This is a genomic window from Burkholderia sp. Ac-20349 (assembly GCF_017104865.1).
Taxonomy (GTDB): Bacteria; Pseudomonadota; Gammaproteobacteria; order Burkholderiales; family Burkholderiaceae; genus Burkholderia; species Burkholderia aenigmatica.
Map to the genome: position 1 here is coordinate 20531 of NZ_JAAGPM010000075.1, position 18096 is coordinate 38626.

General features: G+C 67.8%; 17 protein-coding genes and 1 pseudogene. 14 read left to right on the forward strand and 4 right to left on the reverse strand.

Annotated features, from left to right (window positions below; genetic code table 11):
* Positions 1–12 precede the first annotated feature (12 nt).
* From thrC to G3N61_RS23395, 4 genes are all read left to right on the forward strand, one after another.
* Positions 13–1464 (forward strand): threonine synthase, encoded by a 1452-nt coding sequence (thrC, locus tag G3N61_RS23380; RefSeq protein WP_205823701.1) that lies wholly within the window; start codon positions 13–15, stop codon positions 1462–1464.
* A gap of 243 nt (positions 1465–1707) precedes the next feature.
* Positions 1708–2955, forward strand: a complete 1248-nt coding sequence (gene glp / locus G3N61_RS23385; RefSeq protein WP_205823702.1) for a gephyrin-like molybdotransferase Glp — start codon at positions 1708–1710, stop codon at positions 2953–2955.
* Positions 2956–2974: 19 nt separating this feature from the next.
* Complete coding sequence (gene moaD / locus G3N61_RS23390) at positions 2975–3232, forward strand: molybdopterin converting factor subunit 1 (protein ID WP_011352296.1); 258 nt, start codon at positions 2975–2977, stop codon at positions 3230–3232.
* A gap of 10 nt (positions 3233–3242) precedes the next feature.
* The gene (locus G3N61_RS23395; RefSeq protein ID WP_043188206.1) at positions 3243–3719 is read left to right on the forward strand and encodes a molybdenum cofactor biosynthesis protein MoaE; all 477 of its coding nucleotides are present in this window, start codon (positions 3243–3245) and stop codon (positions 3717–3719) included.
* 66 nt (positions 3720–3785) lie between these two features.
* On the opposite strand, the gene G3N61_RS23400 is transcribed toward G3N61_RS23395, so the two are convergent.
* Positions 3786–4346, reverse strand: a complete 561-nt coding sequence (locus G3N61_RS23400; RefSeq protein ID WP_205823703.1) for a group III truncated hemoglobin — start codon at positions 4344–4346, stop codon at positions 3786–3788.
* 251 nt (positions 4347–4597) lie between these two features.
* Here G3N61_RS23400 and G3N61_RS23405 point away from each other — a divergent pair, with 251 nt between their 5' ends.
* Positions 4598–5107, forward strand: a complete 510-nt coding sequence (locus G3N61_RS23405; protein WP_043188210.1) for an Rrf2 family transcriptional regulator — start codon at positions 4598–4600, stop codon at positions 5105–5107.
* A 157-nt stretch (positions 5108–5264) separates the two neighbouring features.
* Positions 5265–7862 (forward strand): ATP-dependent chaperone ClpB, encoded by a 2598-nt coding sequence (clpB, locus tag G3N61_RS23410; RefSeq protein WP_043188212.1) that lies wholly within the window; start codon positions 5265–5267, stop codon positions 7860–7862.
* 103 nt (positions 7863–7965) lie between these two features.
* Here the strand turns inward: clpB and G3N61_RS23415 are convergent, their stop codons facing one another.
* The gene (locus G3N61_RS23415; RefSeq protein ID WP_043188214.1) at positions 7966–8403 is read right to left on the reverse strand and encodes a YidB family protein; all 438 of its coding nucleotides are present in this window, start codon (positions 8401–8403) and stop codon (positions 7966–7968) included.
* Between the two features lie 88 nt (positions 8404–8491).
* Positions 8492–9103 (reverse strand): helix-hairpin-helix domain-containing protein, encoded by a 612-nt coding sequence (locus G3N61_RS23420; protein WP_043188216.1) that lies wholly within the window; start codon positions 9101–9103, stop codon positions 8492–8494.
* 275 nt (positions 9104–9378) lie between these two features.
* On the opposite strand from G3N61_RS23420, the gene G3N61_RS23425 reads away from it, so the two are divergent.
* Together G3N61_RS23425 and G3N61_RS23430 are read left to right on the forward strand one after the other, a co-directional pair.
* Complete coding sequence (locus G3N61_RS23425; protein WP_205823704.1) at positions 9379–9840, forward strand: MerR family transcriptional regulator; 462 nt, start codon at positions 9379–9381, stop codon at positions 9838–9840.
* Positions 9824–10273, forward strand: coding sequence for a carboxymuconolactone decarboxylase family protein (locus G3N61_RS23430; protein ID WP_043188219.1), 450 nt, complete (start codon positions 9824–9826; stop codon positions 10271–10273). Before G3N61_RS23425 ends, G3N61_RS23430 begins: the two co-directional genes overlap by 17 nt.
* A gap of 23 nt (positions 10274–10296) precedes the next feature.
* Here the strand turns inward: G3N61_RS23430 and G3N61_RS23435 are convergent, their stop codons facing one another.
* Positions 10297–12213 (reverse strand): sigma-54-dependent Fis family transcriptional regulator, encoded by a 1917-nt coding sequence (locus G3N61_RS23435; protein ID WP_205823705.1) that lies wholly within the window; start codon positions 12211–12213, stop codon positions 10297–10299.
* Between the two features lie 536 nt (positions 12214–12749).
* Between G3N61_RS23435 and G3N61_RS23440 the strand changes: the two genes are divergently transcribed.
* The 6 genes and pseudogenes from G3N61_RS23440 to G3N61_RS23465 form a co-directional block, all read left to right on the forward strand.
* On the forward strand, positions 12750–13808 hold the full coding sequence (locus G3N61_RS23440; protein WP_175025746.1) for an NAD(+)/NADH kinase: 1059 nt from the start codon (positions 12750–12752) through the stop codon (positions 13806–13808).
* Between the two features lie 59 nt (positions 13809–13867).
* Positions 13868–14644, forward strand: coding sequence for an SDR family NAD(P)-dependent oxidoreductase (locus G3N61_RS23445; protein WP_043188226.1), 777 nt, complete (start codon positions 13868–13870; stop codon positions 14642–14644).
* 77 nt (positions 14645–14721) lie between these two features.
* A complete protein-coding gene (locus tag G3N61_RS23450) occupies positions 14722–15705 on the forward strand; it encodes a thiamine pyrophosphate-dependent dehydrogenase E1 component subunit alpha (RefSeq protein ID WP_043188228.1) in 984 nt (327 codons plus the stop codon).
* 54 nt (positions 15706–15759) lie between these two features.
* Positions 15760–16764 carry an alpha-ketoacid dehydrogenase subunit beta gene (locus G3N61_RS23455; RefSeq protein WP_205823706.1) on the forward strand — a complete coding sequence of 335 codons (1005 nt, stop codon included), beginning with the start codon at positions 15760–15762 and terminating at the stop codon, positions 16762–16764.
* A gap of 4 nt (positions 16765–16768) precedes the next feature.
* Entirely contained in the window at positions 16769–17884 is a 1116-nt protein-coding gene (locus tag G3N61_RS23460; protein WP_205823707.1) for an acetoin dehydrogenase dihydrolipoyllysine-residue acetyltransferase subunit, read from the forward strand.
* Positions 17885–17886: 2 nt separating this feature from the next.
* Positions 17887–18096: pseudogene (locus tag G3N61_RS23465) on the forward strand (lipoyl synthase); the annotation flags it as partial.

An 18096-nucleotide genomic window follows, 5' to 3' on the forward strand; every position in this document is an offset into this window, starting at 1 on the left:
GCTGAGGACGACATGAACTACATCTCCACGCGCGGCGCCGGCATCGGCGAGCGCCACACGTTCTCCGACATCCTGCTCGGCGGTCTCGCGAAGGACGGCGGGCTCTACCTGCCGACCGAGTATCCGCAGGTGTCCGCCGACGAGCTCGCACGCTGGCGCACGCTGTCGTACGCGGATCTCGCGTTCGAGATCCTGTCGAAGTTCTGCGACGACGTGCCGGCCGACGACCTGCGCGCGATCACGCGCCGCACGTACACGGCCGACGTGTACAGCAACACGCGCCACGGCGAGAACGCAGCCGACATCACGCCGCTGAAGACGCTCGGTACCGAAAACGGCGCGCCGATCTCGCTGCTCGAACTGTCGAACGGCCCGACGCTCGCGTTCAAGGACATGGCGATGCAGCTGCTCGGCAACCTGTTCGAGTACACGCTCGCGAAGCACGGGCAAACGCTGAACATTCTCGGCGCGACGTCCGGCGACACCGGCAGCGCGGCCGAATACGCGATGCGCGGCAAGGCCGGCGTGCGCGTGTTCATGCTGTCGCCGCACAAGAAGATGAGCGCGTTCCAGACGGCGCAGATGTTCAGCCTGCAGGATCCGAACATCTTCAACCTCGCGGTCGAAGGCGTGTTCGACGATTGCCAGGACATCGTCAAGGCCGTGTCGAACGATCACGCGTTCAAGGCGCAGCAGAAGATCGGCACGGTCAACTCGATCAACTGGGCGCGCGTCGTCGCGCAGGTCGTGTACTACTTCAAGGGTTACTTCGCAGCGACCCAATCCAATGACGAGCGCGTGTCGTTCACGGTGCCGTCGGGCAACTTCGGCAACGTCTGCGCGGGCCACATCGCGCGGATGATGGGGCTGCCGATCGCGAAACTGGTGGTTGCGACCAACGAAAACGACGTGCTCGACGAGTTCTTCCGCACCGGCGCATACCGCGTGCGCAGCGCCGAGAACACCTATCACACGAGCAGCCCGAGCATGGATATCTCGAAGGCATCGAACTTCGAGCGCTTCGTGTTCGACCTGCTCGGCCGCGATCCGGCGCGCGTGATGCAGCTGTTCCGCGACGTCGAGGAGAAGGGCGGCTTCGATCTCGCGGCGAGCGGCGATTTCGCGCGCGTCGCCGAGTTCGGCTTCGTGTCGGGCCGCAGCAGCCACACCGACCGCATCGCGACGATCCGTGACGTGTTCTCGCGCTACGACACGATGATCGATACGCACACGGCCGACGGCGTGAAGGTCGCGCGCGAGCATCTCGACGCAGGCGTGCCGATGGTCGTGCTCGAGACGGCGCAACCGATCAAGTTCGGCGAGACGATCCGCGAAGCGCTCGATCGCGAAGCCGAGCGTCCGGCTGCATTCGACGGGCTCGAGGCGCTGCCGCAGCGCTTCGAGGTCGTGAAGGCCGACGCGCAGCAGGTGAAGGACTTCATCGCTGCCCATACGGGCGCATGACGCACGGCCGGGCCGCGGGCCCGGCTGCGCAGGACGGCCGGAATGCCGATTCGTCGAACGGATCGGGGTTCCGGCCGTTTCGTTTGGTCACTGCCGCACGATTGCCGCCGTACCGCGCGCGAAACAAGTGCCAGACCCGCGCGTTCGCGCGAATCACAGTTTCCGCATGTCCGCCATATCGCGCGCCCGCGCGACGGCGTCGCTACAATGACGTATTGCCTCCCACGATCCCCGATTCCATCGATGTCGAACCCGAATCCCGCGGCGCCGCGCGCGCCGATGCTGTCGACCGCCGAGGCGCTCGCCGCGCTGCTCGAGGCCGTGAAGCCGTTGCCCGGCACCGAAACCGTCGCCACGCTCGACGCGCTCGGCCGCGTGCTGGCGGCCGATGTGAGCTCGCCGCTCGACGTGCCGCCGATGCATACGAGTGCGATGGACGGCTATGCAGTGCGCGTCGCCGACCTGCTGCATGGCGAGCGGCGCTTGCCGGTGTCGCAGCGTATTCCGGCCGGGCATCCGGCCGCGCCGCTCGCAGCCGGTACGGCCGCACGGATCTTCACCGGCGCGACGGTGCCGCCCGGCGCCGACGCCGTCGTGATGCAGGAGCAGGCGTCGGCCGACGGCGATGCGGTCGAGATCCTGCATACGCCGAAGGCCGGCGAATGGATCACCGCGCAGGGCGCGGATATCCGGCAGGGCTCGGTGATCCTGCCGGCCGGTACGCGGCTCACGCCGCAGGCGCTCGGCCTGGCCGCATCGGTCGGCTGTGCGCAGTTGCCGGTCGCGCGGCGGATTCGCGTCGCGGTGTTCTTCACCGGCGACGAGCTGACGATGCCGGGCGAGCCGCTGAAGCCCGGCGCGATCTACAACTCGAACCGCTTCACGCTGCGCGGGCTGCTGGAGCGGCTCGGCTGCCACGTGACCGACTACGGGATCGTGCCCGATTCGCTCGCCGCGACGCGCGACACGCTGCGCGAGGCCGCACGTGATCACGACGTGATCCTGACGAGCGGCGGCGTGTCGGTCGGCGATGAGGATCACGTGAAGCCGGCCGTCGAGGCCGAAGGGCGGCTCGCGCTGTGGCAGATCGCGATGAAGCCCGGCAAGCCGCTTGCATATGGCGCGGTGCGCCGCGGCGATGAACGCCCCGATGCGCATTTCATCGGGTTGCCCGGCAACCCGGTGTCGAGCTTCGTCACGTTCCTGCTGTTCGTGCGGCCGTTTCTGCTGCGCCTGTCCGGCGTGCGCGACGTTGCGCCGCGCGCGCTGTCGCTGCGCGCCGACTTCTCGCAGAGCAAGGGCGACCGGCGCAACGAATTCCTGCGTGCGCGCGTGAACGCGGCGGGCGGCCTCGACCTGTTTCCGAACCAGAGCTCGGCGGTGCTGACGTCGACGGTGTGGGGCGATGGCCTGATCGACAATCCGCCGCAGCACGCGATCAGCGCCGGCGAGACCGTGCGTTTCATTCCGTTTTCCGAACTGCTGTCGTAACCCGGCAGCTTCCCGAACCATGAAGATTCAGCTGAAATTTTTTGCAAGCGTGCGCGAAGCACTGGGTGTTGCCGACGAACAGGCCGACGTGCCGGACAGCGTCACGACCGTGGGTGACGTGCGCGCATGGCTGCGCGTGCGCGGCGGTGCGTGGGCCGAGACGCTGGCGGAAGGGCGCGCCCTGCGCATGGCGTGCAATCACGAGATGACCGATCCCGACACGCGGCTCACCGAGGGCTGCGAAGTCGCGTTCTTTCCGCCGGTGACGGGCGGTTGAGGCACCGGCGATGGCAACGGTACGAATCCAGACCGACGACTTCGACCTGAACGCCGAAGTCGCGGCATTGCGCGCGCGCAACCCGAAGATCGGCGCGGTCGCGTGCTTCGTCGGCACGGTGCGCGACCTGAACGAAGGCGATTCGGTGGCCGCGATGGAGCTCGAGCACTATCCGGGAATGACCGAGAAGGCGCTCGAGAAGATCGCCGCCGAGGCCGGCCGGCGCTGGCCGGGCATCGACGTCGCGATCGTGCATCGGGTCGGCAGGCTTTTGCCGCTCGACCAGATCGTGATGGTTGCGACGGTTGCGTCGCACCGCGGCGATGCGTTCGCGTCGTGCGAGTTCGTGATGGACTACCTGAAGACCGAAGCGCCGTTCTGGAAGAAGGAAACCACGCCGGATGGCGAGCGCTGGGTCGATGCGCGCAGCACCGACGATGCCGCGCTCGCGCGCTGGGGCATCGAATCGGGCAACACGCGGCGCTGAGCGTGGCGCCTGCGTCGTGCGGCGAGATGCCGCATGCGCGCAAGGGTCGCGCGTGGCGGCTACCCGTTACGCGTCCGGGTCGGTGCTGCGCCCGATGATCTTCGTCGGAAACGGCTCGCCGCGGGCACGCGACGGCAACGCGTGCGGATCGTCGCCCGCGTCGCGACGGCGCGGCGCGATCGCGTCGAGCAGCGCCTGCTGCTCGGGCGGAATCTGGTAGTCCCAGCCGAACCGGCTCAACTGCAGGCTCTGCGCGATCCGCAGCGCGGGTTCCATGAAGCGGATCGCCGCGGGCGGCGCGTAGCGCGCCTCGACGGTCTTCAGGAACAGCGACAGCCAGCGGCTGAAATGGGTCGGCTCGATCCCGTCGAGCGGCTGGTGCGCCTGCTGCACGTTGCCGCGATAGCCCTTGGTGCCGAGCACGAGGCTCGACCAGAACGTGACCATCTTCGGCAGGTGGTCGTCCCAGCGGCCGGCCAGCTTCGCGTCGAACACGGGCCCGAGCAGCGGATCGGCGCGTACGCGGTCGTAGAACGCGTAGACGAGATCGCGAATGTTCTCTTCGGTCGGCTCGGTGTCGCGAGGGCGGGCCGGTGCGGTATCGGGCGAGGCGGGCAGGACGGTCATGGCAAAAGGGCCGGGAGAGAGGGGCAACGACGGGGTGGCGGCGCGGGCATCGTGGAGGACGCCGGCCGGATTTTGACGCAAAATAGCGTCCAACACCCCCTGAAAAACGTGTAGATGTCATGAATCTTATTGCGCGCGCGCCATTCCGGCAACCCGGGGCCGCGGAACAGGGCCACTAGTCGGCCCCGTGCGCATCCCGATCGGCCCGGCTCACGTAATCGGGGCATGATCGATCTTTTCCGTATTCGCCCATGAGACTCACCGACTACACCGACTATTCGCTTCGCGTGATGCTGTACCTTGCCGTGCGCGGCGATGGACTCGCGACGATCCAGGAGATCTCGGATGCCTACGGCATCTCGAAGAACCATCTGATGAAAGTCGTGCAGCAGCTCGGCGAGCTCGGATGGGTCGACACCGTTCGCGGCCGCAACGGCGGGCTGCGACTGTTCCCCGAATCGCTGCAACTGACCGTCGGCCAGGTCGTGCGCGAGACCGAGAACGATTTCGCGCTGGTCGGCTGCTTCGCGGCCGAGGGCGAGTCGCGCGGCTGCGTGATCGAGCCGCAGTGCCGCCTGAAGGGTGTGCTGGCGGCCGCGCGCGATGCGTTCTTCGCCGAACTCGACCGTCACACGCTCGGCGAGCTGGTCGAACACGCTGAGCCGCTCGTCGCATTGCTCGGCATCCGTCCGGCCGTGCGCGTGCGTGTCGTGACGGAAGAAGCGGCCGCATCCATCGAGCCGCCGTCGACGGCGGGCTGACAAGCACGCGCCGCGCGTTGCGATCCGGCCGTGGCCCGTCCCCGGGCCGCTTCAGGGACATCCATCGATTTTTGCGCTGAATCAACCCGAATTTCGCTTGAAAGCCGCATAACCATCCTCATCTTGGTGTTAATCGAAAATTGGAGGTCTCGACTAAATGAGAATCGACAAGCTCACCACCAAGTTCCAGGAAGCACTCGCGGACGCGCAAAGCCTCGCGGCAGGCCGCGACAATCAATACATCGAACCCGTTCACGTTCTCGCGGCGCTGGTCGCGCAGCAGGACGGCTCCGCCCGCTCGCTGATGTCGCGCGCGGGCGTTCACATTCAGGCGCTGCAAGGCGCGCTGAACGAGGCCATCTCGCGCCTGCCGCAAGTGACGGGCACGGGCGGCGACATCCAGATCGGCCGTGAACTGGCCGGGCTGCTGAACCAGGCCGACAAGGAAGCGCAGAAGCTCAACGACACGTTCATCGCGAGCGAGATGTTCCTGCTCGCCGTGTCCGACGACAAGGGCGACGCCGGCAAGCTCGCGCGCCAGCACGGCCTCACGCGCAAGGCGCTGGAAGCCGCGATCGCCGCCGTGCGCGGCGGCTCGCAGGTGCACAGCCAGGACGCGGAAAGCCAGCGCGAGGCACTGAAGAAATACACGGTCGACCTGACCGAGCGCGCCCGTGCGGGCAAGCTCGATCCGGTGATCGGCCGCGACGACGAAATCCGCCGGTCGATCCAGATCCTGCAGCGCCGCACCAAGAACAACCCGGTGCTGATCGGCGAGCCGGGCGTCGGCAAGACGGCGATCGTCGAAGGGCTCGCGCAGCGGATCGTCAACGGCGAAGTGCCCGAGACGCTGAAGGGCAAGCGCGTGCTGTCGCTCGACATGGCCGCGCTGCTCGCGGGCGCGAAGTATCGCGGTGAATTCGAGGAGCGCCTGAAGGCGGTGCTCAACGACATCGCGAAGGACGAAGGCCAGACGATCGTCTTCATCGACGAAATCCACACGATGGTCGGCGCGGGCAAGGCCGAAGGCGCGATGGATGCGGGCAACATGCTGAAGCCGGCGCTGTCGCGCGGCGAGCTGCACTGCATCGGCGCGACCACGCTCGACGAATACCGCAAGTACATCGAGAAGGATGCTGCGCTCGAACGCCGCTTCCAGAAGGTGCTCGTCGACGAGCCGAGCGTCGAGGCGACGATTGCGATCCTGCGCGGGCTGCAGGAGAAGTATGAACTGCACCACGGCGTCGACATCACCGACCCGGCGATCGTCGCCGCGGCCGAACTGTCGCACCGCTACATCACGGATCGCTTCCTGCCCGACAAGGCCATCGACCTGATCGACGAAGCCGCTTCGAAGATCAAGATGGAAATCGATTCGAAGCCCGAAGAGATGGACAAGCTCGACCGTCGTCTGATCCAGCTGAAGATCGAGCGCGAAGCCGTGAAGAAGGAGCAGGACGAAGCGTCGCAGAAGCGCTTGCAGCTGATCGAGGAAGAGATCGACCGCCTCGGCCGCGAATATGCGGACCTCGAGGAGATCTGGACCGCCGAGAAGGCCGCGGTGCAGGGCAGCGCGCAGCTCAAGGAAGAAATCGAGAAGGTGCGTGCAGACATCGCGCGGCTGCAGCGTGACGGCAAGCTGGAGAAGGTTGCCGAGTTGCAGTACGGCAAGCTGCCGCAGCTCGAGGCGCAACTGAAGCAGGTTACGCAGGCCGAAGAGCAGGAGCAGCACAACCCGACGCGTCCGCGTCTGCTGCGCACGCAGGTCGGTGCTGAGGAAATCGCGGAAGTCGTGTCGCGTTCGACCGGGATCCCGGTGTCGCGGATGATGCAGGGCGAGCGCGAGAAGCTGCTGCACATCGAGGAAAAGCTGCATGAGCGCGTGGTCGGCCAGCACGAGGCGATCAGTGCGGTGGCCGATGCGATCCGCCGTTCGCGTGCGGGTCTCGCCGATCCGAACCGTCCGTACGGCTCGTTCCTGTTCCTCGGCCCGACGGGGGTCGGCAAGACCGAGCTGTGCAAGGCGCTGGCGTCGTTCCTGTTCGATTCGGAAGAGCACCTGATCCGCATCGACATGAGCGAGTTCATGGAGAAGCACAGCGTCGCGCGGCTGATCGGCGCGCCGCCGGGCTATGTCGGCTACGAGGAAGGCGGCTACCTGACGGAAGCCGTGCGCCGCAAGCCGTACAGCGTGATCCTGCTCGACGAGATCGAGAAGGCGCATCCGGACGTGTTCAACGTGCTGCTGCAGGTGCTCGACGACGGCCGTATGACGGACGGGCAGGGGCGCACGGTCGACTTCAAGAACACGGTGATCGTGATGACCTCGAACCTCGGCTCGCAGGTGATCCAGGCGATGACGGGTGCGCCGCAGGAAGAGATCAAGGACGCGGTGTGGCTCGAGGTGAAGCAGCATTTCCGCCCCGAGTTCCTGAACCGGATCGACGACGTCGTCGTGTTCCATGCGCTCGACCGCAGCAACATCGAATCGATCGCGAAGATCCAGCTCGCACGCCTGCACGAACGGCTCGCGAAGCTCGACATGGCGCTCGACGTGTCGGAAGCGGCGCTCGAGCAGATCGGCAAGGTCGGCTACGATCCGCTGTTCGGTGCGCGTCCGCTGAAGCGCGCGATCCAGCAGGAGATCGAGAACCCGGTCGCGAAGCTCATCCTCGCGGGCCGCTTCGGTCCGAAGGACGTGATTCCGGTCGACGTCCACGACGGCAAGTTCGTGTTCGACCGCGTCGTTCACTGATCGCAGGCCATTGGCCGCCGCCCGGTTCGCGCCGGGCGCGCAAAAACAAACACCCCGCCTCGGCGGGGTGTTTGCTTATGGAGCGTCGCAACGACGCGGCGCGTCAGCCCTGCTTGTTGCCGCCGAACATGCCGGCGATCTGCGACAGCGAGCCGAGCACGTTCGACGGGTCGACCTGCGCCTGGCCGTCGGCCGGCACCGCGCCGTCCGGCGTCGCGTGGTTGACGACGTGCGGCAGCACCTGCGCGAGCACGGTCGAGGCCATCGACGGATCGACACCGAACTTGCTCGCGAGCGCACCGATCGCGTCCGAGCCGAGCACGTTCTGCAGCGCGTCCGGCGAGATCGGCTGGTTCTGGCCGTTGCCGACCCACGAGCCGATGATGTCGCCGGCGCCGCCAGCCTTGAACTTCTCGATCAGGCCGTTCAGGCCGCCCGGCTGGTTGTTGATGAATTCGAGCGCGGTCGTGATCAGCGCGCTTTGCGAGTTGCCGCCGGCCTGGCCGCCGATCAGACCGCCAACGATGTCGAGGAGACCCATGGTTCTTCACCTTTACTGAAAAGGGCGCCACGCAGCGGGCGCCCGTTGAACGAATGCCGCGCGCACGCCGTCGCGCGCGCGGCGCATATCAGGCGCCCGACGCCGCGGCGGCGGAGGCTGCCTTGTCCTTCTTGCTTTTCTTCTTGGAACCCTTCGTCGCTTTCGTCGACGATGCTGCGGCCGGTGCGCTCGCACCTGCATCGGCGGATGCCGCCGCTGCTGCGGCCGCTTTTTCCTTCTTCGTCATGCGCTTGGCCTTGGCCGGCTTCGCGGCCACATCCGGCGCGCTTGCCGCCGGTGCCGGTGCGGTGGCGGTCGTGCCGGCCGTCGCGGTCGTGGACGTCGACGCGGTGCCTGCCGACGTCGTGGCCGACGTGGTCGCCGACGTCGTTGCGGCCGGCTTCGACAGCTTCACGCCCTTCGGCGGCGTCGACGAGCCGCCGATCGTCAGACCGTTTTCTTCGAGATGCCCGACCGACTTCGTGCCGAGGCCCTTGACGCGGTTCGCGAGATCGTCCGCGTCCTTGAACGGGCCGTTCTTGGTGCGTTCGTCGATGATCGCCTTCGACTTCACGGGCCCGAGACCCTTCACGGATTCGAGCGTGGCCTGGTCAGCCGAGTTGACTTCGACGGCCGCGGCGAGGCCTGCGGCGAGCGACAGCGATAGCGCGACGAACAGCATCAGCAGCTTCTTCAGCATGGCAAAGGCTCCCTGGTTCTGACGGATGAATGGCTGTTGCAACGGACGGCGGGACGAGGCGCGGCCGGGCGTCGCCGTTAAGCATAGGACAAATGCGTGCCCTTTTTAAGACAGGCTGACCGAATCTTGCTGAAGGCTTGCGGCGCTGTAAAGACCGAAACCCGCGCCGCGCGGCGATTTTGACCATTGTTTACGGTGTCGCCGATGATCGTCGCACTGGCTGTTCGACAGGGCTTGACTTAGAGTGAACTCTAACTCCTAACCTTGTTCCTGCCATGTCGAAAACCGTATCCCAACCTTCCTCCGCCGGCCCGCTGACGATCGGCCAGGTCGCCGAAATGACCGGCCTGTCGACGCATACGCTGCGGTACTACGAGCAGGCCGGCCTGCTGCGCGCGATTTCGCGCACGGCGGCCGGGCACCGGCTCTATGCACCGGCCGACCTTGACTGGCTGGCCTTCGTGATGCGCCTGAAGGCGACCGGCATGCCGATCGCGCAGATGCAGGCATTCGCGACGCTGCGCGCGCAAGGCGAGCCGACCTTCGGTGCGCGGCGCGACCTGCTGGTCACGCATCGCGACGCGGTGCGCGCGCATATCGCGGAGCTGCAGGCGAGCCTCGACGTGATCAGCGACAAGATCGCGTACTACGAGGCACAGGAGCGGGATGCGGCGCGACGGGCGAAACCTTCTCACTCTCCCTCGGAACAGGACGGACACCATGGAACGACTCGTTGAAGACCGCTACACGCGCGGCTGGAACAAACTGAAGGAAATCGATGGCGAAGTGGGCGAGCGCGTGATCGCGGCGCTCGCGCCGATCGCGCCCGACTTCGGGCGGCTCCTGGTCGAATTCGGTTTCGGCGACATCTACAGCCGGCCGCAGCTCGACCTGAAAGCGCGCGAAATTGCGACGATCGCGGCGCTGGCCGCGCTCGGCAACGCGCAGCCGCAACTCAAAGTGCATATCGAGGCCGCGCTGAACGTCGGCTGCACGCGCGACGAGATCGTCGAGGTGTTCATGCAGATGGCCGTCTATGCAGGTTTTCCGGCCGCGCTCAACGCGCTGTTCGCCGCGCACGAGGTGTTCGTGCGGCGCGACGAAGCCGAAGCCGCCAGCAAGTCGGGTGACACCGCGAACGCGCGTGAAGCGGCGGCGCATGCGTCATGAGTGGTAGCCGCGCCGGCGGCGCGTCACGCGCGGTGCGGCGCGACGATCCGGTGTTTCGCGATGCGCCGGTACAGCGTCGCGCGCGAGATGCCGAGTGCCTGCGCGGCCGGGTCGGGCCGCCAGCGGTGCGCGGTGAGCGCCGCGACGATACGGCCGCGTTCGTCGTCGGGCAGCGCGCCGGGCGCCACGCCACCGAGTTGCGCGGCGATATCGGCCGGCAGGTCATGCCGCGTGACGCGCGCGGCGTCGCACACCGCGCACGCATAGCGCAGCACGTTGCGCAACTGCCGCACGTTGCCGGGCCACGGGTACGCGGCAAGCTGTTCGGCGAGCGTTGCATCGAGCGTCAGCACGTGGCCGGTGGCCTGCGCCTCCTCGGCGAACACGGCGGCAATCACGTCGCGCACGTCGGCGCGCTCGCGCAGCGGTGGCAGTTCGAACGTCGCGCCGCTCAGCCGGTAGTACAGATCCTCGCGGAACGTGCCGTCGGCCACCATCCGCGCGAGATCGCGGTGCGTCGCGCAGATCACGTCGAGATCGACGCGTACGGGCGTATCGCTGCCGAGCGGCACGACTTCGCCATCCGCGAGCACGCGCAACAGGCGCGTCTGCAGCGCGAGCGGCATGTCGCCGATTTCGTCGAGGAACAGCGTGCCGCCGTCGGCGAGTGCGATCTTGCCGCGCGCGCCGTGCTTGCGCGCGCCGGTGAACGCGCCGGCCGCATAGCCGAACAATTCGCTCTCGATCAGCGCTTCCGGTAGCGCGCCGCAGTTGACCGCGACGAACGGCCGCGCGCGCCGCGCCCCGGCGTCGTGGATCGCGCGCGCGAACACTTCCTTCCCCGCACCGGTTTCGCCGAGCACGAGAATCGGCAGCCGCTTGCTCGCGACCCGCAGTGCGAGTTCGGCCTGCTGCGCGATATGTGAATCGCTGCTGTTCAGGAATGGCGTCAGCGCGCCGACGTGGCGTTGCGCGGTGCCCGGGCGGCGCGTGGCCGTGCCGGGTTCGCGGCCGATGCGCCGTAGCGGCGCACGCAGCCGCGCATAGAGCGGCGCGCCGGTCGCGCGCAGCCGCAGCGCGACGATCGCATCGAGCCGCGCGGCATCGCGCAGCGGCATCTCGGTTGCGTCGAAGATCTCGTCGATATGGCGCGGTTCGCGCAGTGCCGGCAGCGCGTCGCGCGCCTGCCGATTCGCGGCGACGATATTGCCGCATTCGTCGAACGCGATCAGCCACTCCGGTTGCGCTTCGACGTAGTGACGATTCGGATGCCCGAACAGGATCCAGTGCTGCGCGGTGCTGTGCACGAAGTAGCCGTCCTCGATCAGTGCCGCGCTCTGCCGCACGAGCTGATAGACGAGACGCTGGCTGTCGCGGCCGTCTGGCGAATGAACGGCCGACGCGTCGAGCACGCCGATCAGTTCGCCGCACGGCGAGAAGATCGGCGCCGCGCTGCAGGTGAGCGTCGTGAACGCCGCGCGAAAGTGATCGGTCTTGTGCACGGTGATCGGCGCGAGATCGGTCAGCACGTTCGCGACACCGCAGGTGCCTTCCTCGCTTTCCGACCAGCACGAGCCGATGTGCAGCCCCGCGTGGCGGAAGTCGTTGCGGCGCTCACGGTCGATCCGGTAGTCGATCGTCACGCCGTGCGCGTCGGTCAGCATCACGCAGTAGTCGGCGACGCGAATCATGTCGTGCAGCCGCGTCAGGCACTGGCCCGACGCGCGCAGGAAGGCTTCCTCCTTGTCGCGCACTTCGCGCAGCTCGGCCGCGGTCAGCACGCGCGGGCCGATCGACGAAGCGGGGTCGAGACGGTAGCGCTCCAGCGATCGTTGCCACGACGACACGAGGCGCGTGGAATCGGCCGGCGCGGGCAGGCGTCCGGCGAGCGCGCCGAGCACACGGTCGGCGTGCTGGGCCTGGGGGACGGCGTAGGGCATGGTCGGCTCCGGTTCCGTACGGCGGGGAATGCGATGTTCTTGTAGCACATCCCGCTCGGCGGATCACATTGCATCGCAGCACGCGGCGGGCGTGAGACGTTCGTCTCACCGGTATCGCGGGCTGTCTCGTGTCGTTGAGACGCGCTCATCTGCGACAGGTGGCGGTCGTTCGGCATGACGCGGCATGCGCGGCGCCGCGATACCGCAGGGTTTGCGGGCGGAACGGTGCGCTTGCACCGGCGTCGCGGTGGTCGTTTGGTCGCATCGGCGATGTGAGACGAACAGGCCGAATTACCGCGCACTCCATCCCTCCAGCATCGAATCAGGAACGCGTGCATACCGGCCGCTCCAGCATTCACAAGGGTTTCACGTTTATCGCATGCACGATGGCACGCCGCTTGCAGAGATCACGGGCAAGTCGGCGCGGTCGCGTCGATGACGACGATCCGCCGCCCGGCGATGGCAGCGGACGAGACAGGCAGGACCGCGGCGCATGCCCATGCACCGCGGCCGGCCAACTGGATGGAGACGAACCCGTGACGACGCCCGTTACCGTCGGTGTGATCGCGAACCCCGCATCGGGGCGCGACATCCGCCGCCTCACGACGCATGCCTCCGTGTTTCCCACGGCCGAGAAGGCGAACATGATCGTGCGCCTGCTGGCCGGCCTCGGCGCGATGGGCGTCGAGCGTGTGCTGACGCTGCGCGACCGCACCGGCATCGCGACGCTGCTGCTGCGCGCGATCGACACGCATCGTGCGGTCGCGCCGCACGAGCGTTGGCCCGAGGTCGAATTCGTCGACCTGCCGATCACCGATACCGTCGCCGATACGCAGGCCGGTGCCGCGTACCTGCACCGGATGGAAGTCGCGCTGATCGTCGTGCTTGGCGGCGACGGCACCCATCGTGCGGTTGCCGCGCACTGCGGTGCGACACCGCTCGTCGCGCTGTCCACCGGCACCAACAACGCGTTTCCAGAACATCGCGAAGCCACCGTCGCGGGTGTCGCGGCAGGGCTTGCCGCGACCGGCGCCGTGCCGGCCGAAGTCGCGTTCACGCGCAACAAGCGGCTCGTCGTGCGCTGCGTGGCGGGCGCGCAGCCGGGGCGCGAGGAGATCGCGCTCGTCGACGTGTGCGCCGCGCGACAGCGCTTCATCGGTGCCCGCGCGATCTCGGGATCCGACGACATCGATTCGCTCTACCTGACGTTTGCGGAACCGGACGGGATCGGCCTGTCCGCGCTCGGCGGCGCGTGGGCGCCGCTCGAACGCAGCGCGCCGCACGGGCTCGCGATGCGCTTCGCGGCCGAAGGCAAGACGGCCGGCACGCCGCTCGTCGCGCCGATTGCGCCGGGCCGCGTCGATCGCGTCGTGATGCGCAGTTGCGAGCGGCTCGAGCCGGGCGCGTGGCAGACGATCCCGTTCGAGCGCGGCACGCTCGCGTTCGACGGCGAGCGCGAGATCGAAGTCGCGCGCGGCGATCGCTACGAGATCTCGCTCGACTGGCGTGGGCCGCTGACGGTCGATGTCGGCCGCACGCTGCGCTACGCGTCGTCACGCCAATTGCTGCGCGAGGCGGGCGAGTGGCGCTATTGAGACGCTGCTCTACCCAGTGACATTTCGATATCCATAACGATCATCAAGGAGACATCGCCATGACAGCTTCACTCGAAGGACAGGTCGCCATCGTCACGGGCGGCGCGCGCGGTATCGGCCGAGGCATTGCACTGACGCTCGCCGGCGCGGGCGCCGACATCCTGCTGGCCGATCTGCTCGACGACGCACTCGATGCCACCGCACGCGAGATCCGCGCGCTCGGCCGCCGGGCGACGGTCGCGAAAGTCGACGTCACGCAAGCCGCACAGGTCGACGCGATGGTCGCACAGGCGCTCGCCGACCTCGGCCGGCTCGACATCCTCGTGAACTGCGCGGGCGTGATCAGCATTCATCCGGTTGCCGAGCTGACCGAGCGCGACTGGGATTTCGTGATGGACGTGAACGCGAAGGGCACGTTCCTCGGCTGTCGCGCGGCGCTCACGCATCTGAAGGCGCAGGGTCGCGGCCGGATCATCAACGTCGCATCGATCGCCGGCAAGGAAGGCTTTCCGAATCTCGCCCATTACAGCGCGTCGAAATTCGCGGTCGTCGGCTTCACGAACGCGCTCGCGAAGGAGCTCGCACGCGACGGCGTGACCGTCAACGCGATCTGCCCCGGCATCGTGCGCACCTACATGTGGGACCGGCTGTCCGACGAATGGAAGACCGACGGCGAATCGGTCGAGGAGTCGTGGCAGCGGCACCAGTTGACGCTGATCCCGCAGGGCCGCGCGCAGACGCCGGAAGACATGGGCCGGCTCGCGTTGTTCTTCGCGACGATGGACAACGTGACGGGCCAGGCCGTGAACGTCGACGGCGGCTTCACGTTCCACTGACGGCCGCGGGCCCGACAATCCGTCGCCGCGGCCCGGCCGAGGCGGCATTCGCAGTCAGACCTACCCAGGAGACACACATGACAGCTTCGACACAGCTCAGCAGGGACAAGCTGCTGGACGCCTACCGGCTGATGCGCACGATCCGCGAATTCGAGGAACGCCTGCACGTCGAATTCGCGACCGGCGAGATCCCCGGTTTCGTTCACCTGTACGCGGGCGAGGAGGCGTCCGCGGTCGGCACGATGCTGCACCTCGGCCTCGACGACTACGTCGCGACCACCCACCGCGGCCACGGCCATTGCATTGCGAAGGGCGTCGACGTGCACGGGATGATGGCCGAGATCTACGGCAAGAAGACGGGCGTCTGCCACGGCAAGGGCGGCTCGATGCACATCGCCGACCTGTCGATGGGGATGCTCGGCGCCAACGGGATCGTCGGCGCGGGCGGCCCGCTCGTCTGCGGCGCGGCGCTCGCGGCGAAGCACAAGAAGACCGGCGGTGTCGGCGTGTGCTTCTTCGGCGACGGTGCGTCGAACCAGGGCGTGATCTTCGAATCGATGAACCTCGCGTCGGTGTGGCGGCTGCCCGCGATCTTCGTCGCCGAAAACAACGGCTACGCGGAAGCGACGTCGTCGAGCTGGTCGGTCGCGACCGACAACATCGCCGATCGCGCGAACGGGTTCGGGATGCCGGGCGTGATCGTCGACGGCTTCGACTTCTTCGCGGTGCACGAAGCGCTCGGCGAGGCCGTCGAGCGCGCGCGCAACGGCGGCGGCCCGACGCTCGTCGAGGTGAAGCTCACCCGCTATTTCGGCCACTTCGAAGGCGATGCGCAAACCTATCGCGCACCCGGCGAGGTGCAGAAGCTGCGCGACGAGAAGGACTGCCTGAAGCATTTCGAAACGCGCGTCGTGCGTGCCGAAGCGCTGACGACCGCCGACCTGCGCGCGGTCGATGCACAGGTGAAGGCGCTGATCGACGATGCGGTCGCGCAGGCCAAGGCTGCGCCGCTGCCCGACGCGGCCGACCTGCTGGCCGACGTCTACGTGTCGTACCCGTGAGCGCGGCCTGACACCACGGCCGACACGGCGAACCGAACATTCCAGGAGACAGACATGGCAAGGAAGATCACTTATTCGCAGGCGATCAACGAGGCGCTCGCGCAGGAAATGGCGCGCGACGACAGCGTGATCGTGATGGGCGAAGACAATGCAGGCGGCGCGGGCGCGCCGGGCGAGGACGACGCGTGGGGCGGCGTGCTCGGCGTGACGAAGGGGCTGTTCCACAAATTTCCGGGCCGCGTGCTCGATACGCCGCTGTCCGAAGGCGGCTACATCGGCGCGGCGGTCGGCGCGGCCGCGTGCGGGATGCGGCCCGTCGCGGAGCTGATGTTCATCGATTTCATGGGCGTGTGCTTCGACCAGATCTTCAACCAGGCCGCCAAGTTCCGCTACATGTTCGGCGGCAAGGCCGTGACGCCGGTCGTGATCCGCGCGATGTACGGCGCCGGCTTGCGCGCGGCCGCGCAGCATTCGCAGATGCTCACGTCGCTGTTCACGCACATTCCGGGGCTGAAGGTCGTGTGCCCGTCGACGCCGTACGACGCGAAGGGGCTGCTGATCCAGGCGATCCGCGACAACGATCCGGTGATCTTCCTCGAACACAAGCTGCTCTATACCCGCGAAGGCGATGTGCCGGAGGAGTCCTATGCGATTCCGTTCGGTGAAGCCAACGTGATGCGCGACGGCGACGACGCGACGATCGTCACCTACGGCCGCATGGTGCACCTCGCGATGGACGCGGCCGCGAAGCTCGCGAAGGACGGCATCCAGGTCGACGTGATCGACCTGCGCACGACGTCGCCGCTCGACGAGGAAACGATCCTCGAAAGCGCGGAGCGCACCGGGCGTGTGGTGGTCGTCGACGAAGCGAACCCGCGCTGCTCGATCGCGACCGATATCGCCGCGCTCGTCGCACAACGCGCGTTCCATGCGCTGAAGGCACCGATCGAGCTGGTGACCGCGCCGCATACGCCGACGCCGTTCGCGAGCGTGCTGGAAGACCTGTATATCCCGTCCGCCGATGCGATTGCACGGGCGGTCCTGAAGACGAGGAGCTGACACGATGTCGATTCACATGATCACGATGCCCAAGTGGGGGCTGTCGATGGAGCAGGGGCAGGTCAACGGCTGGCTGAAGGCGATCGGCGAACGCGTGACGAAGGGCGACGAAGTGCTCGACGTCGAGACCGACAAGATCTCGTCGGGCGTCGAATGCGCGTTCGACGGCACGTTGCGCCGGCAGGTCGCGCAGGAAGGCGAGACGCTGCCGGTCGGCGCGCTGCTCGGCGTCGTCGCGGCCACCGACGCGAGCGATGCGGACATCGATGCGGCAATCGCCGATTTCCAGCGCGATTTCGTGCCGAGCGCGGCCACCGACGAAGCGGCGGGCCCGCAGCCCGAAAAGGCGCAGATCGGCGGCCGGACGGTGCGCTTCCTGAAGCTCGGCGAAGGCAGCGGCACGCCCGCCGTGCTGATCCACGGCTTCGGCGGCGACCTGAACAACTGGCTGTTCAATCACGCGGATCTCGCCGCGCACCGGCCGGTGTGGGCGCTCGACCTGCCCGGTCACGGGGAATCGGGCAAGGCGGTCGAGACGGGCAGCCTCGACGAACTGGCCGACGCGGTGCTTGCGCTGCTCGATGCGAAGGGCATCGACCAAGCCCACCTGGTCGGCCATTCGATGGGCGGCGCGGTCGCGATGGCGGCGGCCGAGCGCGCACCGCAACGCGTCGCGTCGCTGACGCTGATCGCGAGCGCGGGGCTCGGCACCGACATCAACCGCGCTTACATCGACGGCTTCGTCGCCGGCAACAGCCGCAACACGCTGAAGCCGCACCTCGGCGCACTGTTCGCGGACAACGCGCTGGTCACGCGGCAACTCGTCGAGGATCTGGTCAAGTACAAGCGGCTCGAAGGCGTGCAGGCCGCGCTCGAGAAGATCGCGCAGGCCGCGTTCGATGGCGCCGCACAGCGGCGCGTGTTCCGCGACCGGCTCGCGGCGCTTGCGCCGCGCACGCTCGTGATCTGGGGCGAGCGCGACCAGGTGATCCCCGCGCAGCATGCGCAGGGCCTGCCGGACGGCGTGCGTGCCGAGGTGATCGCCGGCAGCGGGCACATGGTGCAGATGGAGGCGGCCGCCGACGTGAACCGCCTGATCGTCGCGTTTCTCGGAGGCTGACGATGGCCGCCGCGCTCGAACGACCCAGCCTCACGGCGCTCGGCCAGCCGGGCGCGCGAAGCCGCGACAAGCTCGCGCGCATTCCGGTGCGCGTCGAGCCCGCGGCCGGCGCGGCGTTGCCGAAGCCGCCGTGGCTGCGCGCGCGGCCGATGATGAGCGCGGCGGTCGCCGACATGGCGACCGTGCTGCGCGACCATCGGCTGCATTCCGTC